Annotated in this window: 18 protein-coding genes; 6 read left to right on the top strand and 12 right to left on the bottom strand. The window is 63.6% G+C overall.

All coding sequences use genetic code 11. From position 1 onward, the window contains the following. Positions 1-36 precede the first annotated feature (36 nt). Genes phnE through AArcSl_RS08650 form a run of 3 tightly spaced genes read right to left on the bottom strand, consistent with a single transcriptional unit; the run spans position 37 to position 3077 of the window. Positions 37-1212 (bottom strand): phosphonate ABC transporter, permease protein PhnE, encoded by a 1176-nt coding sequence (gene phnE, locus AArcSl_RS08660; RefSeq protein ID WP_245883180.1) that lies wholly within the window; start codon positions 1210-1212, stop codon positions 37-39. Further along, complete coding sequence (locus tag AArcSl_RS08655; protein WP_119817773.1) at positions 1209-2012, bottom strand: phosphonate ABC transporter ATP-binding protein; 804 nt, start codon at positions 2010-2012, stop codon at positions 1209-1211. Before AArcSl_RS08655 ends, phnE begins: the two co-directional genes overlap by 4 nt. A gap of 54 nt (positions 2013-2066) precedes the next feature. Next, positions 2067-3077, bottom strand: coding sequence for a substrate-binding domain-containing protein (locus AArcSl_RS08650; RefSeq protein ID WP_119817769.1), 1011 nt, complete (start codon positions 3075-3077; stop codon positions 2067-2069). Between the two features lie 163 nt (positions 3078-3240). Between AArcSl_RS08650 and AArcSl_RS08645 the strand changes: the two genes are divergently transcribed. Then, positions 3241-4536: an amidohydrolase gene (locus AArcSl_RS08645; protein WP_119817766.1), complete on the top strand. Its 1296-nt coding sequence runs from the start codon at positions 3241-3243 to the stop codon at positions 4534-4536. A gap of 85 nt (positions 4537-4621) precedes the next feature. On the opposite strand, the gene AArcSl_RS08640 is transcribed toward AArcSl_RS08645, so the two are convergent. The 4 genes from AArcSl_RS08640 to hemB form a co-directional block, all read right to left on the bottom strand. After that, the gene (locus tag AArcSl_RS08640) at positions 4622-5284 is read right to left on the bottom strand and encodes a translation initiation factor IF-6 (RefSeq protein WP_119817763.1); all 663 of its coding nucleotides are present in this window, start codon (positions 5282-5284) and stop codon (positions 4622-4624) included. A gap of 1 nt (position 5285) precedes the next feature. Next, positions 5286-5561, bottom strand: a complete 276-nt coding sequence (locus AArcSl_RS08635) for a 50S ribosomal protein L31e (protein ID WP_119817760.1) — start codon at positions 5559-5561, stop codon at positions 5286-5288. After that, positions 5561-5713 (bottom strand): 50S ribosomal protein L39e, encoded by a 153-nt coding sequence (locus AArcSl_RS08630; RefSeq protein WP_119817757.1) that lies wholly within the window; start codon positions 5711-5713, stop codon positions 5561-5563. Before AArcSl_RS08630 ends, AArcSl_RS08635 begins: the two co-directional genes overlap by 1 nt. Before the next feature lie 115 nt (positions 5714-5828). Next, entirely contained in the window at positions 5829-6845 is a 1017-nt protein-coding gene (gene hemB, locus AArcSl_RS08625; RefSeq protein WP_394337294.1) for a porphobilinogen synthase, read from the bottom strand. Positions 6846-6991: 146 nt separating this feature from the next. Here hemB and AArcSl_RS08620 point away from each other — a divergent pair, with 146 nt between their 5' ends. The 3 genes from AArcSl_RS08620 to AArcSl_RS08610 all read left to right on the top strand — a co-directional run bounded on the left by AArcSl_RS08620 (position 6992) and on the right by AArcSl_RS08610 (position 8334). After that, positions 6992-7555 (top strand): DedA family protein, encoded by a 564-nt coding sequence (locus AArcSl_RS08620; RefSeq protein WP_119817754.1) that lies wholly within the window; start codon positions 6992-6994, stop codon positions 7553-7555. Between the two features lie 12 nt (positions 7556-7567). After that, entirely contained in the window at positions 7568-7756 is a 189-nt protein-coding gene (locus AArcSl_RS17065) for a hypothetical protein (RefSeq protein ID WP_119817751.1), read from the top strand. 68 nt (positions 7757-7824) lie between these two features. Further along, positions 7825-8334 (top strand): ERCC4 domain-containing protein, encoded by a 510-nt coding sequence (locus tag AArcSl_RS08610; RefSeq protein ID WP_119817748.1) that lies wholly within the window; start codon positions 7825-7827, stop codon positions 8332-8334. A 9-nt stretch (positions 8335-8343) separates the two neighbouring features. Here the strand turns inward: AArcSl_RS08610 and AArcSl_RS08605 are convergent, their stop codons facing one another. The 3 genes from AArcSl_RS08605 to AArcSl_RS08595 all read right to left on the bottom strand — a co-directional run bounded on the left by AArcSl_RS08605 (position 8344) and on the right by AArcSl_RS08595 (position 10641). Continuing rightward, complete coding sequence (locus tag AArcSl_RS08605) at positions 8344-8793, bottom strand: hypothetical protein (RefSeq protein WP_119817745.1); 450 nt, start codon at positions 8791-8793, stop codon at positions 8344-8346. Beyond that, positions 8790-9365 (bottom strand): DUF7342 family protein, encoded by a 576-nt coding sequence (locus tag AArcSl_RS08600; protein WP_119817742.1) that lies wholly within the window; start codon positions 9363-9365, stop codon positions 8790-8792. Before AArcSl_RS08600 ends, AArcSl_RS08605 begins: the two co-directional genes overlap by 4 nt. A gap of 304 nt (positions 9366-9669) precedes the next feature. Further along, positions 9670-10641, bottom strand: coding sequence for a V-type ATP synthase subunit I domain-containing protein (locus tag AArcSl_RS08595; protein ID WP_119817739.1), 972 nt, complete (start codon positions 10639-10641; stop codon positions 9670-9672). A gap of 126 nt (positions 10642-10767) precedes the next feature. On the opposite strand from AArcSl_RS08595, the gene AArcSl_RS08590 reads away from it, so the two are divergent. Then, a complete protein-coding gene (locus tag AArcSl_RS08590; protein ID WP_119817736.1) occupies positions 10768-11799 on the top strand; it encodes a hypothetical protein in 1032 nt (343 codons plus the stop codon). A 200-nt stretch (positions 11800-11999) separates the two neighbouring features. On the opposite strand, the gene AArcSl_RS08585 is transcribed toward AArcSl_RS08590, so the two are convergent. Continuing rightward, on the bottom strand, positions 12000-13298 hold the full coding sequence (locus tag AArcSl_RS08585) for a ribonuclease catalytic domain-containing protein (RefSeq protein ID WP_119817733.1): 1299 nt from the start codon (positions 13296-13298) through the stop codon (positions 12000-12002). Positions 13299-13372: 74 nt separating this feature from the next. Continuing rightward, positions 13373-13678 carry a DUF7562 family protein gene (locus AArcSl_RS08580; protein ID WP_119817730.1) on the bottom strand — a complete coding sequence of 102 codons (306 nt, stop codon included), beginning with the start codon at positions 13676-13678 and terminating at the stop codon, positions 13373-13375. Between the two features lie 117 nt (positions 13679-13795). On the opposite strand from AArcSl_RS08580, the gene AArcSl_RS08575 reads away from it, so the two are divergent. Continuing rightward, entirely contained in the window at positions 13796-14275 is a 480-nt protein-coding gene (locus AArcSl_RS08575) for an RNA-binding protein (RefSeq protein ID WP_119817727.1), read from the top strand. The last annotated feature ends 50 nt before the right edge of the window (positions 14276-14325 follow it).

Below are 14325 nucleotides of genomic sequence, written 5' to 3'. Positions count from 1 at the left end.
GTTCCAGTCCGTCCGAGCGAATAAGTCGGTTGTCGTTTACTTCGCCATCGACTCGATCATCCGGCGCGGGAACCCGGTAATGAGCTGGACGATGCCCATCGGCTCCTCGTCGGAGCGGAGATACGCCCGGGTCCGCTGTGAGATCATCTCGACGGAGACCACCAGCAGGAAGATCACGATGATGGTCGCCATCATGTTGGTGTACGCGAACAGTCCCTGCTGGACGTCCAGCACGAGCCCGAGCCCGCCGGCGCCGATGATGCCGAGCCCGACCGCGATCCGGACGTTGATCTCGAAGACGTACAGCGTCCACGCGATGAAGGAGCGTTTCACCTGCGCGAGCATCCCGAACACGATGATCTGTGGTTTGTTCGCGCCGGTGGTTTGCATCGCCTCGACGGGCCCGTCGGCGATCTCCTCGAGTTCGTCGCTGAACAGCCGGCCGAGGTTGCCGACGGTGTCGGTCGCGACCGCAAGCGTCGCCGTGGTCGGCCCGATCCCGCCCAGCGGCACGTAGATCAGCACCCAGACGAGCGCCGGGATCGCACGGATCGACGACATGACGCCCCGGAACAGGAAGTTGAACGGGAACGGCGTCACCCGTCCGGAGCCGAGAATACTGAAAAGCAGCGCGAGCGGGAACCCCATGATGGTCCCGGCGAAGCCGATCGCGAGCGTCTCCCCGGCGGCGCCGAAGATGCCGATCGGCCCCCCCGTCTCGGTGAACAACAGGATCGGATAATCCAGGATGGTTTCCGCCTCGGAGAAGAACCCGGTTTCATACAGGAGGTTCCGTTCGGTGATGAACGCCCAGTACTCGAGGAACCCTCCCGGATTGAAGTGGATCGACGGGACGGTGGCGATCCCGAGGTTCCAGGTCGTCTCCCCGAAGACGATAAAGGGGAAGTAGTCCTGCAGCGCCTCGGCGAATGTGCCGAGATACGACGGCAGGTCCGCGCGGAACCAACCCACCGTCTCCAGCGACATCAAAAACAGGTACACGACGACGACCACCGCCATCGACGCGCCGAGCCAGCGCGCCTTCCGGGAGAGTGCGATTTCCGCGAACTGGCGCTCGACGTAGTCGCTTACCCCGCCTTCCGGACCGGCTGCAGCCGCCTCGGCGCTTTCGGTCGCCTCGGCTGTTCCGCCGTCCGCCGTGGGGGCGTCTCCGGTCGGCTCGTCTGTCGGCGCTTCCGACTCGTCGGTCATCGGCGACCACCGTCAGCTTCGATCCCGTCGGGGGAGGAAGACTCCCCTGCCGTCTCCGCGTCGGAGACGAACATCCCCTCGGTGTCGATGTCGCCGTAGATCCGGTCGATGACATCGATCGTGAGGTCATCGCGGTAGCCGTCGAACACCTTCTGTCCGTCGTGGAGACCGATGAACCGGTGTCCGAACTTCCGGGCGATGTTCACCTGGTGGAGGCTCGTCAGCGTGGTGAGCCCACGCTCGGCGGTCGTCTCCCGGAGATACCGCATCACCTCCTGGGCGGAGCCGGGATCGAGGCTCGAAACCGGCTCGTCGGCGAGCATCACCTGCGGCTCCTGGACGAGCGCGCGGGCGATGCCGACGCGCTGCTGCTGGCCGCCGCTCATCTGACGGACCTTCTTTTGGGACTCGTCGACGAGTCCGACGGTTTCGAGCGCCGACAGCGCCCGGTACTTTTCTTCCTCGTCCTGGAGTTGGAGGACGCTTTCGACCAGACTGCATCGACTCAGGGATCCGGTGAGCGCGTTCGCGTACGCGCTCATCTGTCCCACGAGGTTGTGCTGCTGGAAGATCAGAGCGACGTTCTTGTTGGTTCCGGTGACGGGCTCGCCGTCGATGTAGATCTCCCCCTCCGTCGGCTCGAGAAGACCACTCAGACATCGCAATAGCGTCGATTTCCCAGATCCGGAGACGCCCATCACGATCGTGAACTCCCCCTCGTCGATCTCGAAGGAGACGTCCTCGAGCGCGACGGTGTCGCCAAATCGTTTCGTTACGCCGTCGACAGTGATAGTGCTCATTCGGTCAGGCTAGTTCGGTTGAAAGTTACTGGTTGTCTGGCTGTGCCGGGGATCTCAGATGAGGTCCTCGAACTCGATCGCGAGGTTGTCGATGATGAGCTGGATCGGCTCGTAGTCCGACCGGTCGGCCTCGACGATCCCGGTGAACCACAGCTCCTCGTCCTCGTCGACCTCCTCGTCGTGCTGGAACGCGCTGTCGGGCGCGGTCAGCATCGCCTCCTCGACGTCCTCGCGGACCGGATCGTCCCAGTCCGCCCGCGCGACCATCGGGGCGCGCGGGATCGGATCCGAAAGCGCGAGCAGCTGGAGTTCGTCGTGCTCGTCGCCGATCCGACTCCCCGCATCGGGGTACTCCGAGGAGATATCCGCGAAGTCCTCGGAGTGTTCGTCGAACTGCTCCTGTTCGATCCACGGTGCCGACTGGAACGCCCCCTGGCCGGCAGCGACGATGTCCTCGCGCTGGACCATCTGTTCGCGGGAGGTCTGGTGATCCGAGTAGTTCGGATCGAAGTCCGGCGGGTCGCCGTCGGGCGCGTTGCCGACGTCGACGCCGGCGTCGACGAGCATCGACATCGGCACCAGCGTCCCCGACACCGACAGCGCGTCCGCGAAGTTGACCTCGGGCTCGTCGAGCTCGGAGATGTCGGCGAGTTCGTCGACCGGGCTGTCGAACGTCGTCGTGATCGTCGAATAGTACTGGGCGGAGCCGAACGCCACGCGCATCCCGATGATGTCGAAGATTTCCGGGTCCGTCGCCGGCACCGCGCCGGGTGAGACGCCCGAAATCTCCGCCTGGCCGTCGCGCATCGCGGTGACGGTCTCCGTGTACCCCGCCGTCCGCTCGGTGTTGATCGAGACCTCCGCCTCCGACTCGATGTATTCGATCAACGGGCGATACTGTACCTGGATGTCCACCCCGGCCTCGGCAGGGTTCAACACCAGCTGGATGTCAGCAGCTTCACCGCCGAGACAGCCTGCAAAACCAGTGAGCCCTGCGACCCCTGCTGCGCCGGTCGTTTTGATGAATGTGCGCCTGTCCCCCGACCACTGCGGTCTACCGGACATGTCTCCAAATATGACGCCGCTATTAAATGGTTTTCTATGTTCGAGGTTTTCCACATCCGTGTAAATTTTTGACATATATATCGGGCCCGGGAATCGAGACGCCGAACCGACCGAGCGTCAGCGCTTCGACGGATTAACCACCGGCGCCGCCGTGTCGTCCCCCATGAACACCCTGTGTGTTTCCGGCGGCGCCGTTCTCGGCCCGGATCACGAGGTCGAACGCGCGGACGTGCTGGTCGACCGCGACGAGGGGACGATCCTGGAAGTCGGCGAGGGGCTGAACGCCGACGCGGCGGAGACGCTCGACGCGTCCGGCTGCGTGGTGATTCCCGGGCTGGTGAACGCCCACACCCACGTCGCGATGACGCTGGTGCGAGGCTACGCCGACGACAAACCGCTCGACGCGTGGCTTCGCGAGGACATCTGGCCGGTCGAGGGCGCCTTCGAGCCGGCGGACGTCGAGGCCGGCGCCGAACTGGGCGTCCTCGAGATGATCAAGTCGGGGACGACGGCGTTCGCCGACATGTACTTTCACGTCGATCGGATCGCCGACGTGGTCGAGCGCACCGGACTGCGGGCCCGGCTGGGCCACGGGGTCGTCACCGTCGGCAAGGACGAAGCCGAGGCCCGCGCGGACCTCGAGGAGAGCGTCGAAATCGCCCGCGAATTCGACGGCGCCGGCGGCGGACGGATCCGGTCGATGGTCGCGCCACACTCGCTTACGACGGTCAGCGAGGAGTACCTCCGGGAGGCGTTTTCGGCCGCCCGGGAGATCGGCGTTCCGGTCCACCTCCATGCGAACGAGACGACCGACGAGGTCGAACCGATCCTCGAGGATTGGGGGATGCGACCCCTCGAGTACGCACGGAAACTCGGACTCTCCGCCGAGGACTTCCTCGCACACGGCGTCCACGTCGACGATCGGGAGATCGAACTACTGGCGGAGTCGGGGACCGGCGTGATCCACTGTCCCGCCTCGAACATGAAACTCGCCTCGGGGATGGCCCCCGTGGAAAAGCTGCTCGAGGCGGGCGTCACCGTCGGCCTGGGCACCGACGGCGCGGCCTCGAACAACGATCTCGACATGTTCGGCGAAATGCGTGACGCCGCCATGATCGGCAAGCTCGCCGCCGACGATGCAAGCGCCGTCCCGGCCGACACGGTCGTCCGGATGGCGACCGCCGAGGGAGCCGACGCAGTCGGGCTGCCGGGGGGGCGGATCCAACCCGGCGCGGCGGCGGATCTCGCGGTCGTCGACTTCGAGGCACCCCATCTCACGCCGCGTCACGACGTCGTGAGCCATCTCGCGTACGCCGCGCGGGGGAGCGACGTGCGTCACACGGTGTGTGACGGAACGGTGCTCATGCGCGACCGGGACGTGCAGGTTCTCGACCAGGCGGCGGTCCGCGAACGGGCGAGCCGGCGGGCCGGGGAGGCCATCGCCAGAGCCCACGAGTGACCGACATCGAGTCGATTATCGCTCGGATTCGGCCTCGACGTCGGAAACCATCCCGAAAAAACCGCCAGAAGCCGGATGAATTCGCTCAGATATAGCCGAGCGCGTCCTCGATGCGCCCCAGTTCGGGACCGGTGGTGTTCTCGCCGGCGACGTAGCCGGAGTCGTTGGCGAGCAGCCCGGAGCCGACCAGCGGCGCCCCGTAGTTGATGGTGCCCAGGTCGGCACGCACGTCGAGATGGGCTTCGAGCGCCTCGAGTTCGGGTTCGCGCGACTTCGGGTGACAAAGCGCACCACGGTTGGTCGCCACGGCGGCAGTGCCGACGGTCCGAACGTCCCCGAAACTCCCGCGTTCGACGGGCACCTCGAGGGCGTCGCCGACGGCGTCGACCGCTTCGTCGGTCAGTTCGGGATGGACGTACGCGCCGTAGTCGTTCGCGAGGACGACGTTGCCCGCGGCGTTGATCCGTCCGGGCAACTCGAACACCGGCAGGTCGGCAACGTCCTCGATCGACGTCCGTTCCCGTTCGGTGACGCGTTCGGAGACCAAAATCCCGTTCTCGTTGCCGACTGCGAGCGCCCCGACGGTGTTCGAGCCGGCGACCGTCGTCGGGTGGGCCTCCACCGCCAGTTCCTCGGCGAGGTCACTCACCAGCCCCTCATCGAGGTCGGGGCGAACCAGCAGGACTCCGTTGGTCGTCCGGGCGAAGACGCCGACGTACGACGACCCGGCGAAGGAAGCCCGAAGCACGTCAGGCCGGTTCCGCCTCGACGATCGCCTCGTCGTCCTCGACGAACCGGGCTGCGCGAACCCGGAGCTTCGACGGAGGGCTCTGCCGCCCGTTCGCCCAGATCGCCTCGTTGACGCTCGGGTCGAGCCGGATGGCGTCCTCGTCGACGCTGAAGTGTTGTGCGAGGTGACTGCGCACGATCGACATCGCCTCGTCGGCGCGCTCCTGTACGGAGGCCTTTCTGGCGTCGCGGAGCGGGACGGTCACGACGCGCTCCTCGAAATCACTCGTACTCATTATTCGTCGAGGTCGCTACGTCGCCAGTTTCGGCGCTTCGGGTTCCGGGTCACTTCCATGTTCGTCTTCATCATCACCCACGCGGGAACGCGCGTGTTCTGGCGCTCCTTTTTGGCCAGCCGCTTCTTCTTGGCCTTCGATTTCTTGCCCATAGTAGCCGTCTCTTGCCGTGGCGCCCATAAAATCCTGTCCATCTCGCGCCGGCGAGACGACGGGATCAGTGCCACACGGCGCGGCCAGACAGACAGAGAGACAGACGCTTGTCTACTACAGCCGCCGAGCGACGTCCTCGGCGAAGTAGGTGACGATCAGATCCGCCCCGGCGCGCTTGATCGACACGAGCGACTCGTGGGCGGTCGCCTCCAGGTCAAGCCACCCCTTTTCGGCGGCGGCGTGCAACATCGCGTACTCCCCGGAGACGTTGTACGCCGCCACCGGAACGTCGAACTCCCGACGGACGTCGCCGAGGACGTCCAGATACGGCAACGCGGGTTTGACCATCAGGGCGTCGGCCCCCTCCTCGACGTCGAGGCGCGCCTCCCGGAGCGCTTCCCGGGCGTTGCCGGGATCCATCTGGTAGTGCCGGCGGTCGCCGAACGACGGCGCGCCGTCCGCGGCATCCCGGAACGGCCCGTAAAAGGCGGACTCGTACTTCACCGCGTAACTCAAGATCGGCACCTCCTCGAAGCCGGCCTCGTCGAGGCCGGCCCTGATCGCGCCGACCATCCCGTCGGTCATCGACGACGGGGCGACCATGTCAGCACCCGCCTTCGCTTGTGAAACCGCCGTCTCCGCCAGCAGCTCGAGGGTGTCGTCGTTCCGGACCGTAAGTGTCGGGTCCGACCGGGCGTCGGGTTCGAGTACGCCACAGTGGCCGTGGTCGGTGTACTCGCACAGACAGACGTCGGCGATGACGTAGGCGTCAGTCTCCGCAGAGATTTGCCGCAGTGCCCGCTGGACGACCCCGTCCTCGGCGTACGCCCGCGAGCCGCGATCGTTCTTCGATTCGGGGATCCCGAACAGGATCACCGCTTCGATTCCGGTCTCGAGTACTTCCTCGACGCGATCGACCGCCTCCGAAACGGGGACGCGGTCGTGGCCGGGCATCGACGGGATCGGGACGCGCTCGTCGGTCGTGGCGTCGACGAACACCGGGGCGACGAGGTCACTCGGCGACAGCGTCGTCTCGCGGACCAGCGATCGGACGCCGTCGGTCCGCAGCCGTCGCGGGCGATGGGAGCGGTTCACGGGCGCCGATCGCCGTGATCGGGTGGTCGGATCCATACCCTCGGTTCGCCCCGCGGCGGCAAAAACGCCCCCGGTTCGGCGCTCACCACGCCGCGGGCGATCACCCCTACCCTATCCCCACCCTTCCAGTCGGGCGATCGGAACGCAAGACCCATTACGGCCAGTTCAGTATGCTCGTATCGATGGGTCCCGGATTGGCGTCGGTCGTCGCCCTCGATTACGCGATCGCCCCCCTCCAGCTCGCGGAGATGCCGCCGTGGCTTCGCGCGTGGCTCGACTCCGAGTGGGCGCTGTTGGTCCTCCTGGGGGTGTTCGTCCTCGAGGGGGCGATGCTGATGTACTTCATGCCCAGCGAACTCGTCGTTCCCAGCGCCCTCCTGTTGATCGGGACGGCCCCCGAGGACGTCGCGGCAGTGTTGACCGTCGCCGTCATCGGGGCGACGATCGGTCAGTACGCGCTGTTTCGGGTCGCCCACCACGGCGGCCGGGAGTACCTGCTGCAGAAGCGGTGGTTCCGGGTCTCCGGGTCGACGCTGGACCGATTCGACGGCTGGTTCGACCGCTGGGGCCCGGTCGTGATCCCCGTGAGCAACACCCTGCTTTTCACCCGCGGGATGCTCACGGTCCCGGCCGGCCTCTCGGACATGTCCGGCCAGAAGTTCGTCGTCCTCTCGGCGATCGGAACGCTGTCGTTCCAGTCGATCCTGGCGGCGCTGTTCCTCTGGTTCGAGACGCTGTTGGCGTAACAGTTGGCACCGGTGAACTACCCCTGCCTACTCGCCGCCTTCGGCGGCTCCTTGAAGAGGGGGCTTAGCGCCTGCTATCAGCTAAAAGAGATGCGAGGATTGGTTTCCGAAGCGCGGTTCGAGGAGTTCGTCGATTTCCCGAAAGACAAACACTCGAACCGGCCAGCCTTCTTGGACGAACTGGAGAAGGCCGGGTTCTGATCTATCTCGTGTGTCGGATCATTTCGCTGCGAGGGTTTATCTCCGATACCGGGCCCAAATCGTGATAGATGGACGAGAGGCGACACGCTAGTTCCATTCCCACTACGGTACTGCGAGATAACCGCGAACAGCGGCCCTGGACGTTCGACGGGTGTGTAGTCGAGACGCGCGACGTGACCCTCTCAACTGGAGACTACGCTGTCCCGACTGACTGTACGCACGACTCGACATCGGACACGTACCACCCACAGTTCGCGGTCGAACGCAAGTCTGCACACGACTTCCTCACCGCACTCACGTGGGAACGAGATCGGTTCACGTCCGAGCTACGGCGGGCCGCCGAGTGGCATCACCCCCTTGCGGTCGTCGTCGAGACGTCCTGGGAGACCTTGCTTCGCAATCGTGGCTGCATGACGTGGCGAGACGTCCATCCGAACCAGATAGTGGGCACCCTCTCGGCGTGGACTCGCCACTACAACGTGGCGTTCCACTTTGCCGAGTCCCGGCAGCGAGCCGAGCTATGTGCGTTTCTCCTGCTCGTCCGTCACAGTCTGCTACAACGACGTGAGCAGAACTGACCCGACAGCTCATTCGGTCCAGAAAGCCCGCTGTCGATCCTCGATCTCGCTGAGGACCATCGACAAAACGTCGCGCCATTCCTCCGGATGTGACGCGTCGTCGCCGGGAGTTGATGCGTCCGGACCTGGGTGGACGTGGTCACGCGTGTTGTGATCCGAGGGATGCCGATCCCAGCGGTGGTCAAACGTGCCATTCTCGTGCCCTTCGTGATAATGCAGCGAGAAGTCCCCGTTCTCGAACCACACGATCTCCAGGCGAGCGCTGTGCACGCGCCGCGGGTAAAACCCGGGATCGTAGAGGCACACGATGCGAGTCGGCGCGAATTCGGGTTGGACTTCGATCTCGGTAAAGCGGTCGTTCGTGGAGAATCGCTCCGCGACAACGTTCAGCCGGTCGAAGTCGATCGGTGCACCACTGACATCATCCGTCGAACGAGCGTCGTCTCTCTCGCCGCTCATGCAACAGTACGCTGACCGGCAGTGCCGTCCGAGTCGGTCTGCAACGCCCGTTCGAGGAGGGAGATCCGGCGGCGAGTCGTCTTCCACTCGGATACTTCCCTCCACACCGCCTCTACAGAACGGTCAGTGTCGGCTGCGTGTGCAGTGATAGCTACTGTGTCCGGGGATTCGACGTCGAACTTCTCCGCAAATGACCCGTCCTTCTCCACCGCATCTTCGAGAAAGTCGACCAGTTGGTCGTCGTCGAACTGATTTCGGAGTCGCTGGACACGCCGCCAATTCAGGTACTCCTGGTTGCGTTCGTACGTCGCCGGAGAGTCGGTGACGCGCGTGACAACCCCCATGCGTTCGAACCACTCCAGATACTCACGGGCAGCGTCTACCCCGTGTCCCGCAAGATCTGCAACCTCACCTGCTGTCGAGGGACTGTCCAGTCCGAGAACGGCATCGAAGAAGTCGTCTCTAGTACGATCCCCGGAAACGAGTTCCTCCGGAGGGATGAGGGCGTCGAAATCCGGTCTGTCCCGACGCTCGTCGGCTTCTGCTTCCAGTTCGGGACGTGGTTCTTCCATAGTGGATTGACGGCCTTTGACGGAATAAATCTTTGTATGACTGGATTATTCCGAGAAATCTGAATAGACGAATCGACATACCCATTGCTATCGTATTTTCGATAAAATGATGTCAAAAGAGGAGGCAGACCAAGACAAGGCCGTCTTGGGCTTTCGGGTAACGTGTGAGAGTCAAGGGCCAGCTATCAGGCAGTGTTTTATCTAAAATGCAGGCGGGCAAGACCCCTTCCTCAAGGAGCGAGCGCGTCAGCGCGAGCGAGTAGGCAGGGGTAGTTCACTGTGTACTGACAGTATCGTATCCAAACTACCCTTGTATCTGTGTTCCCGTGCTGAAGCTCGTGAGGTCGTCGATACGATCTTCGAGTGCTTCGATTTCCTCCCGGAGTTCGTCAGTCTCCTCATCACCACTGGCCGCGAGCCTGTCTTTCAGACCCTGTAGCCGCGACTCCTTGGCCTCCTCGTCGACTTCGGCTTTCCGGACGTATTCGCTCTCTTCAATCTCGTAAACGTCCGTCTCCGAGAGTTCCGTAACTTCGAGTGCTTCGTCTACTTTGCTCGAATCGACAGTCGTGACGCGCTCCCGGTCGATACCTGCCTCCTCCAGTACGGCCAGCACCTCCTCATCGTCCTTCAGCGAGCGATTTCGACGCGACGTTCGCTGGACCGATCCGTACTGGCCGTGGACTGGCTGATCGTGATGGAGTCTGTCGAGCAACACGTCCGAGACGTCTTTTCGGAGCTCGTTCGCGTTTCGCTGTACGTCGGAACAGAGTGTGTACATGTTCACTAGCACGTTCGTCTCCAGTTCGGTCAGGTCGGAGACGTCGTGCCGTTCGAGTGCGTCGATGAGTAGCAACGCATCGGAGTACGCGTCAACACCGTCGGGTTCGACGCGCTCGTTGTCGTCTCCGCTCGGCTCGTCATCGGCCAGTTGCGTGGCGGTTGGTCCGTCTTTCTCGGTGATGGTCCCCTGCTGTTCGTCGATCTCGAAACGGGAGTGGAGGCTCAACACCGCTGGATACGGATCGGCGTCGGGCGGGAGTCGGTCGAGTTCGAATTCACCGTTCGAGTCCTTGATTCGGCGGTAGAGAGTTTCGAACTGGTCGCGCTGGAGAGGTCGGCGGTCTCCGGTGTCGTCGTAGGTGACGACGACTCGGTGTTCTCGAACGTCCGTAATCCGGAACCTGTCGTGAGAAAACGGTGTGATGATTTCGGCATCGTCAGCCAACTCGTCTAGTTCCTCGAGCAGCGTGCTCCAACTGACGCTGAACGACATAGAAGCAGATACGACTGCTTGAGTGAAAACGTTCAGGGCCGGCAGCGGTCAGTTCTCGAAGAGCCCGCTGAACGGACGCAGATCAAGGAGGGGGACTTTGAAACGGGCACATGAGAAACAACAACTATGCCCCACACCTGCGATGACTGCGGAGAGGCGTTCGAAACGCTGTCCGGTCTTCGCCTGCACGACTGCCCGGAGGAGGAATCCACTGCCGTCGAAGACGTTTTTGAAGAGCGGAGAGAAGAAATGAAAAAACAGGAGCGCGAGAGCGAGCGGAGAGTGAGGCGAGCGGCTAGCGAGGACCTGACAGACGCGCTCGATCAAGCACGACGGGGCGACGAGATGGCTGTCTACCAGGCCCTCGCGCAGTACGAACGTCAGCTCTCTGACGAGTGGGCACAGGAAGATGGGGGAGACTACTGGGGCTTCCATCGCGTCTTCTTTGGGCCCGCAGTCGAGGGTTTCGAAACGGTAGTGCAGCGCGACGGCTGGCCGTTTCTGCTCGATGTACTCGACGCCTACTGGCCCGAAGTCACGTACGACTTCGACACCTATTCCGAACACGAGGCGTTCGGCAACCCGGAGCGAAGTGACTTCGAGGAGTACCCACACGTCAGCCACGTTCTCGTGACCGTGACTGGCAAGCAGATGGTTCGGACGCGGCGTGCCGACGGTGTCGCGGCGATTCCGGTCGAGGCACTCGATTATCTGATGCCGTTCCATCGCCATCCGGGAGATACACAACCCTGGATCGACTCGATGAGTTACGGCTGGGGGATCGGTCATCCGGACCACCCGTTCGAGGAGACTATCGAGACGATCGTCGACGGCGAGTACGAGATCTGGGCCGGCACGGCCATCGAACACGCCATGCACGCGGACCAACACGCTACAACGGAACTCCTCGAAGACCTGTTTGCTGCGGATATCGTCTCGGACCCCGCAAAACTGCTCCAGATCGTCGGCGCAATCGATCGTGGTTACTACCCGGATTCGAGCGACCACTGGGGCTGGGAGACACTGTATCCCGAGTTCCACGCGGACGGCTTCGACTGGGGTCCAGATGTTCGTGACCGACTCCGTGCCGTCGTTGTCGATTGTGGACTCGCCCGGCAGCTACCTGACGACTGGTCGTTTACCGACATCGTCCTCTAAAAGATACAGCGAGTGTTCCACGGGTCACCCGACCCGTGGTACTTTACGTTAGGCAAACGTTCCAGACCCAGGCGAACTGTCTCACCCAGTTGTTTGTCGTTTTTCCAGGCGCCTGCGACGTCACTGCGTGCCTCCAGCGCACAGTCGTAAAAAGCAGTTCGCAACTCCCCCCGCCAGGCCGACAGCACAGCGCTCGTGGGCTAGACGCCGTGGGTGGCTTCCTCCGGGTCCTCGACGATTTCGAGCCCCCGGTTGTTGACCGCGTACGGATCGATGTGGTTCTCCTCGAGGAACTGTTTGTAGAGGCGTTCGCACGTCTCGCCGTCCTTCTGTTTGTCGCTGGCGCGGTCGCACAGTTCGATCAGGTCCTCCGGGACGTCGTTCGTGTAGACGATCCAGTGGTTCACCAGATCGGACAGTCGACGGATCGGAGAGGTGAAGTGACCGTAGATGTCGAAGTTGAGCGCGTGGTGCCCGCCGAACGGATCGTTCATGTACTTCGCGCGCGGCATCACCTTCAGGACGGCACGCTGGATCTTGTTGAGCTGGCGGTCGGGCGCCTCCTCGAGCGCCGCGTTGACGGCCTTCCGGGGATCGTCCCACGAGGATCCCGGGATCGAGACGCCATCCAGCTCCTGGATCTCTTTGAGGGCGTCGTTCCACTGGTCCGGTGTCGGCTGCGGGTGCACCCGGTACATCGCCTCCACGCCGCGGTTCCACATCAGCTCGTGTGTGACCGCCTTGTTCGCCTTCAGCATGCACTCCTCGATGATCGTGTGAGCTCGGTCCCGGCGAGGATTCAACACGAGCGACCCGTCCTCCTTGCGCTGTTGGTGCATCTGCTCTGCGAGTTCGTACGCCAGGGCGTTCTCCTCGTGGAGTGGGGCGTCGGGGTCGTCGAGTCGGTTTTCACACTGAGTGTACGTCAGTCGCTCGTCGCTGCGGATCACCGACTTGTAGATGTCGATCGACTCGAACGAGAGCGTCTCCCGGTCCAGCACCATCTCGACGGTGTGGGCGAGCCGGTCCTCCTCGGGGACGAGCGAACAGACGGTCTCGGCGAGTACGGAGGGCAGCATGTGGACCGTGTACGCCGGCAGATAGACGGTGTTGCTCCGCTGTACCGCCTCCTCCCACATCGTCGTCTCCGGAGTGACGTAGTGGGTGACGTCCGCGATGTGGACCCAGAGGTGGTACGTCTCCTCGTTTTCGTCGATGCTGATCGCGTCGTCGAAGTCCTGGGCGTCGATCGGGTCGGTCGTCCACGTCGTCAGGTCCCGGAGGTCCTGCCGATCCTCGAGCTCCGCGTCGATCTCGTCTTCGATGCCGTCGCTTCGCGCTTCGGCCTCCCGTTTCACCTCGATCGGAAACCCGTCCCGGATATCGAACTCCTCGAAGAGCTCTTCCCGTTTTTCCTCGAGCCGCTCTGCCATCTCCTCGGTGATCTTCACCGGGCCTTGGCCCTCCGCGGTTCCGGCGGCGGCCTGTTCGTCTGACATACCGGGTACAAGGGCGACCGGATAGAAAGGCGTGTCGTCGAGGACGGCAGCTGGTCCGCCGAACGGATCCCGACTCAGGACCGTTCTTCGGCGTCCGCGGAGCCGTACTCCTCCTCGACAGCGTCGAAGTACCGACGGAGGAACGATTCCCGGGAGACCTCGTCGGATTCGATCGACAAAAGGAGCGATTCGAGTTCGGCCCGGGGCTGGTGGCACAGTTCGTCGTGACACTCCTTACAGAGGTGTTCGAACTCCTTGCCGTGGCGGTCCCAGCGGTCCCCCTCCTTGTCGTACTCGCGCGCGTCGGACCGTAGCAGTGAGTCGCCACACGCGATACACACGACGGTTTTTCGATCCCGGTTCGACCGCGAACGCCACATACGAAAACGGATGTCCCCCCGATACTTAGCGCTTGTCGTGGCCTCCCACGGCGTGTACACGACCGCGGTTCGGGACGGAACAGTCGATTTATCGGTCGGGGCGGCGATCGTTCCCGTATGGACGTCAAATCGCGGCATCATCTCCGGAGCGACGAGGTCGACGCCATCCAGTCGGCCGTCCGGGACGCGCTCGGCGTAGAGATCGACGGCGAGAGCTTCGAACGCGTCTCCTTTACGGACGACCCGCGGGAGGTCGTGCTCGTCGACGGCGACCCGGCGGTCGTGTACGTCGACGACGAGCCGTTTCTCACGGTTCAGGGGGCGAACGCGTTCCCGCCGGAACGCCGGATCGTTACCGTCGACGCCGGCGCGGTGTCGTTCGTCTCGAACGGGGCTGACGTGATGCGCCCCGGGATCGTGGAGGCCGACGAGGCGATCGAGGAGGGTGATCTCGTCGTCGTCGCAGAGGAGACCCACGGGAAGGTGCTTGCGGTCGGTCGCGCGCTCGTCGACGGTGCCGAGATGCTCGGCGACTCCGGGAAGGTCGTGGAGTCGATCCACCACGTCGGCGACGAACTGTTCGAATTCTCGGTGTGAGGTCGCCCCATACCTCACACCACCCGATCAACGTCCCACGCTTCACGCCC

It is taken from the genome of Halalkaliarchaeum desulfuricum, from assembly GCF_002952775.1.
In the GTDB taxonomy this organism is placed as follows: domain Archaea; phylum Halobacteriota; class Halobacteria; order Halobacteriales; family Haloferacaceae; genus Halalkaliarchaeum; species Halalkaliarchaeum desulfuricum.
The sequence above is the reverse complement of the archived record's forward strand: the minus strand, read 5'-3'. Positions and strand labels throughout refer to the sequence as shown.

What these genes read in the sequence shown, in the direction of transcription:
- AArcSl_RS08650 (WP_119817769.1), bottom strand. Translation starts at nt 3,077, where the DNA reads ATGTCCGGTAGACCGCAGTGGTCGGGGGACAGGCGCACATTCATCAAA.
- AArcSl_RS08620 (WP_119817754.1), top strand. Translation starts at nt 6,992, where the DNA reads ATGGGTCCCGGATTGGCGTCGGTCGTCGCCCTCGATTACGCGATCGCC.
- AArcSl_RS08600 (WP_119817742.1), bottom strand. Translation starts at nt 9,365, where the DNA reads ATGGAAGAACCACGTCCCGAACTGGAAGCAGAAGCCGACGAGCGTCGG.
- AArcSl_RS08630 (WP_119817757.1), bottom strand. Translation starts at nt 5,713, where the DNA reads ATGGGCAAGAAATCGAAGGCCAAGAAGAAGCGGCTGGCCAAAAAGGAG.
- phnE (WP_245883180.1), bottom strand. Translation starts at nt 1,212, where the DNA reads ATGACCGACGAGTCGGAAGCGCCGACAGACGAGCCGACCGGAGACGCC.
- AArcSl_RS08585 (WP_119817733.1), bottom strand. Translation starts at nt 13,298, where the DNA reads ATGTCAGACGAACAGGCCGCCGCCGGAACCGCGGAGGGCCAAGGCCCG.
- AArcSl_RS08655 (WP_119817773.1), bottom strand. Translation starts at nt 2,012, where the DNA reads ATGAGCACTATCACTGTCGACGGCGTAACGAAACGATTTGGCGACACC.
- AArcSl_RS08580 (WP_119817730.1), bottom strand. Translation starts at nt 13,678, where the DNA reads ATGTGGCGTTCGCGGTCGAACCGGGATCGAAAAACCGTCGTGTGTATC.
- AArcSl_RS08610 (WP_119817748.1), top strand. Translation starts at nt 7,825, where the DNA reads ATGGACGAGAGGCGACACGCTAGTTCCATTCCCACTACGGTACTGCGA.
- AArcSl_RS08590 (WP_119817736.1), top strand. Translation starts at nt 10,768, where the DNA reads ATGCCCCACACCTGCGATGACTGCGGAGAGGCGTTCGAAACGCTGTCC.
- AArcSl_RS08645 (WP_119817766.1), top strand. Translation starts at nt 3,241, where the DNA reads ATGAACACCCTGTGTGTTTCCGGCGGCGCCGTTCTCGGCCCGGATCAC.
- AArcSl_RS08605 (WP_119817745.1), bottom strand. Translation starts at nt 8,793, where the DNA reads ATGAGCGGCGAGAGAGACGACGCTCGTTCGACGGATGATGTCAGTGGT.
- AArcSl_RS08635 (WP_119817760.1), bottom strand. Translation starts at nt 5,561, where the DNA reads ATGAGTACGAGTGATTTCGAGGAGCGCGTCGTGACCGTCCCGCTCCGC.
- AArcSl_RS08595 (WP_119817739.1), bottom strand. Translation starts at nt 10,641, where the DNA reads ATGTCGTTCAGCGTCAGTTGGAGCACGCTGCTCGAGGAACTAGACGAG.
- hemB (WP_394337294.1), bottom strand. Translation starts at nt 6,845, where the DNA reads ATGGATCCGACCACCCGATCACGGCGATCGGCGCCCGTGAACCGCTCC.
- AArcSl_RS08575 (WP_119817727.1), top strand. Translation starts at nt 13,796, where the DNA reads ATGGACGTCAAATCGCGGCATCATCTCCGGAGCGACGAGGTCGACGCC.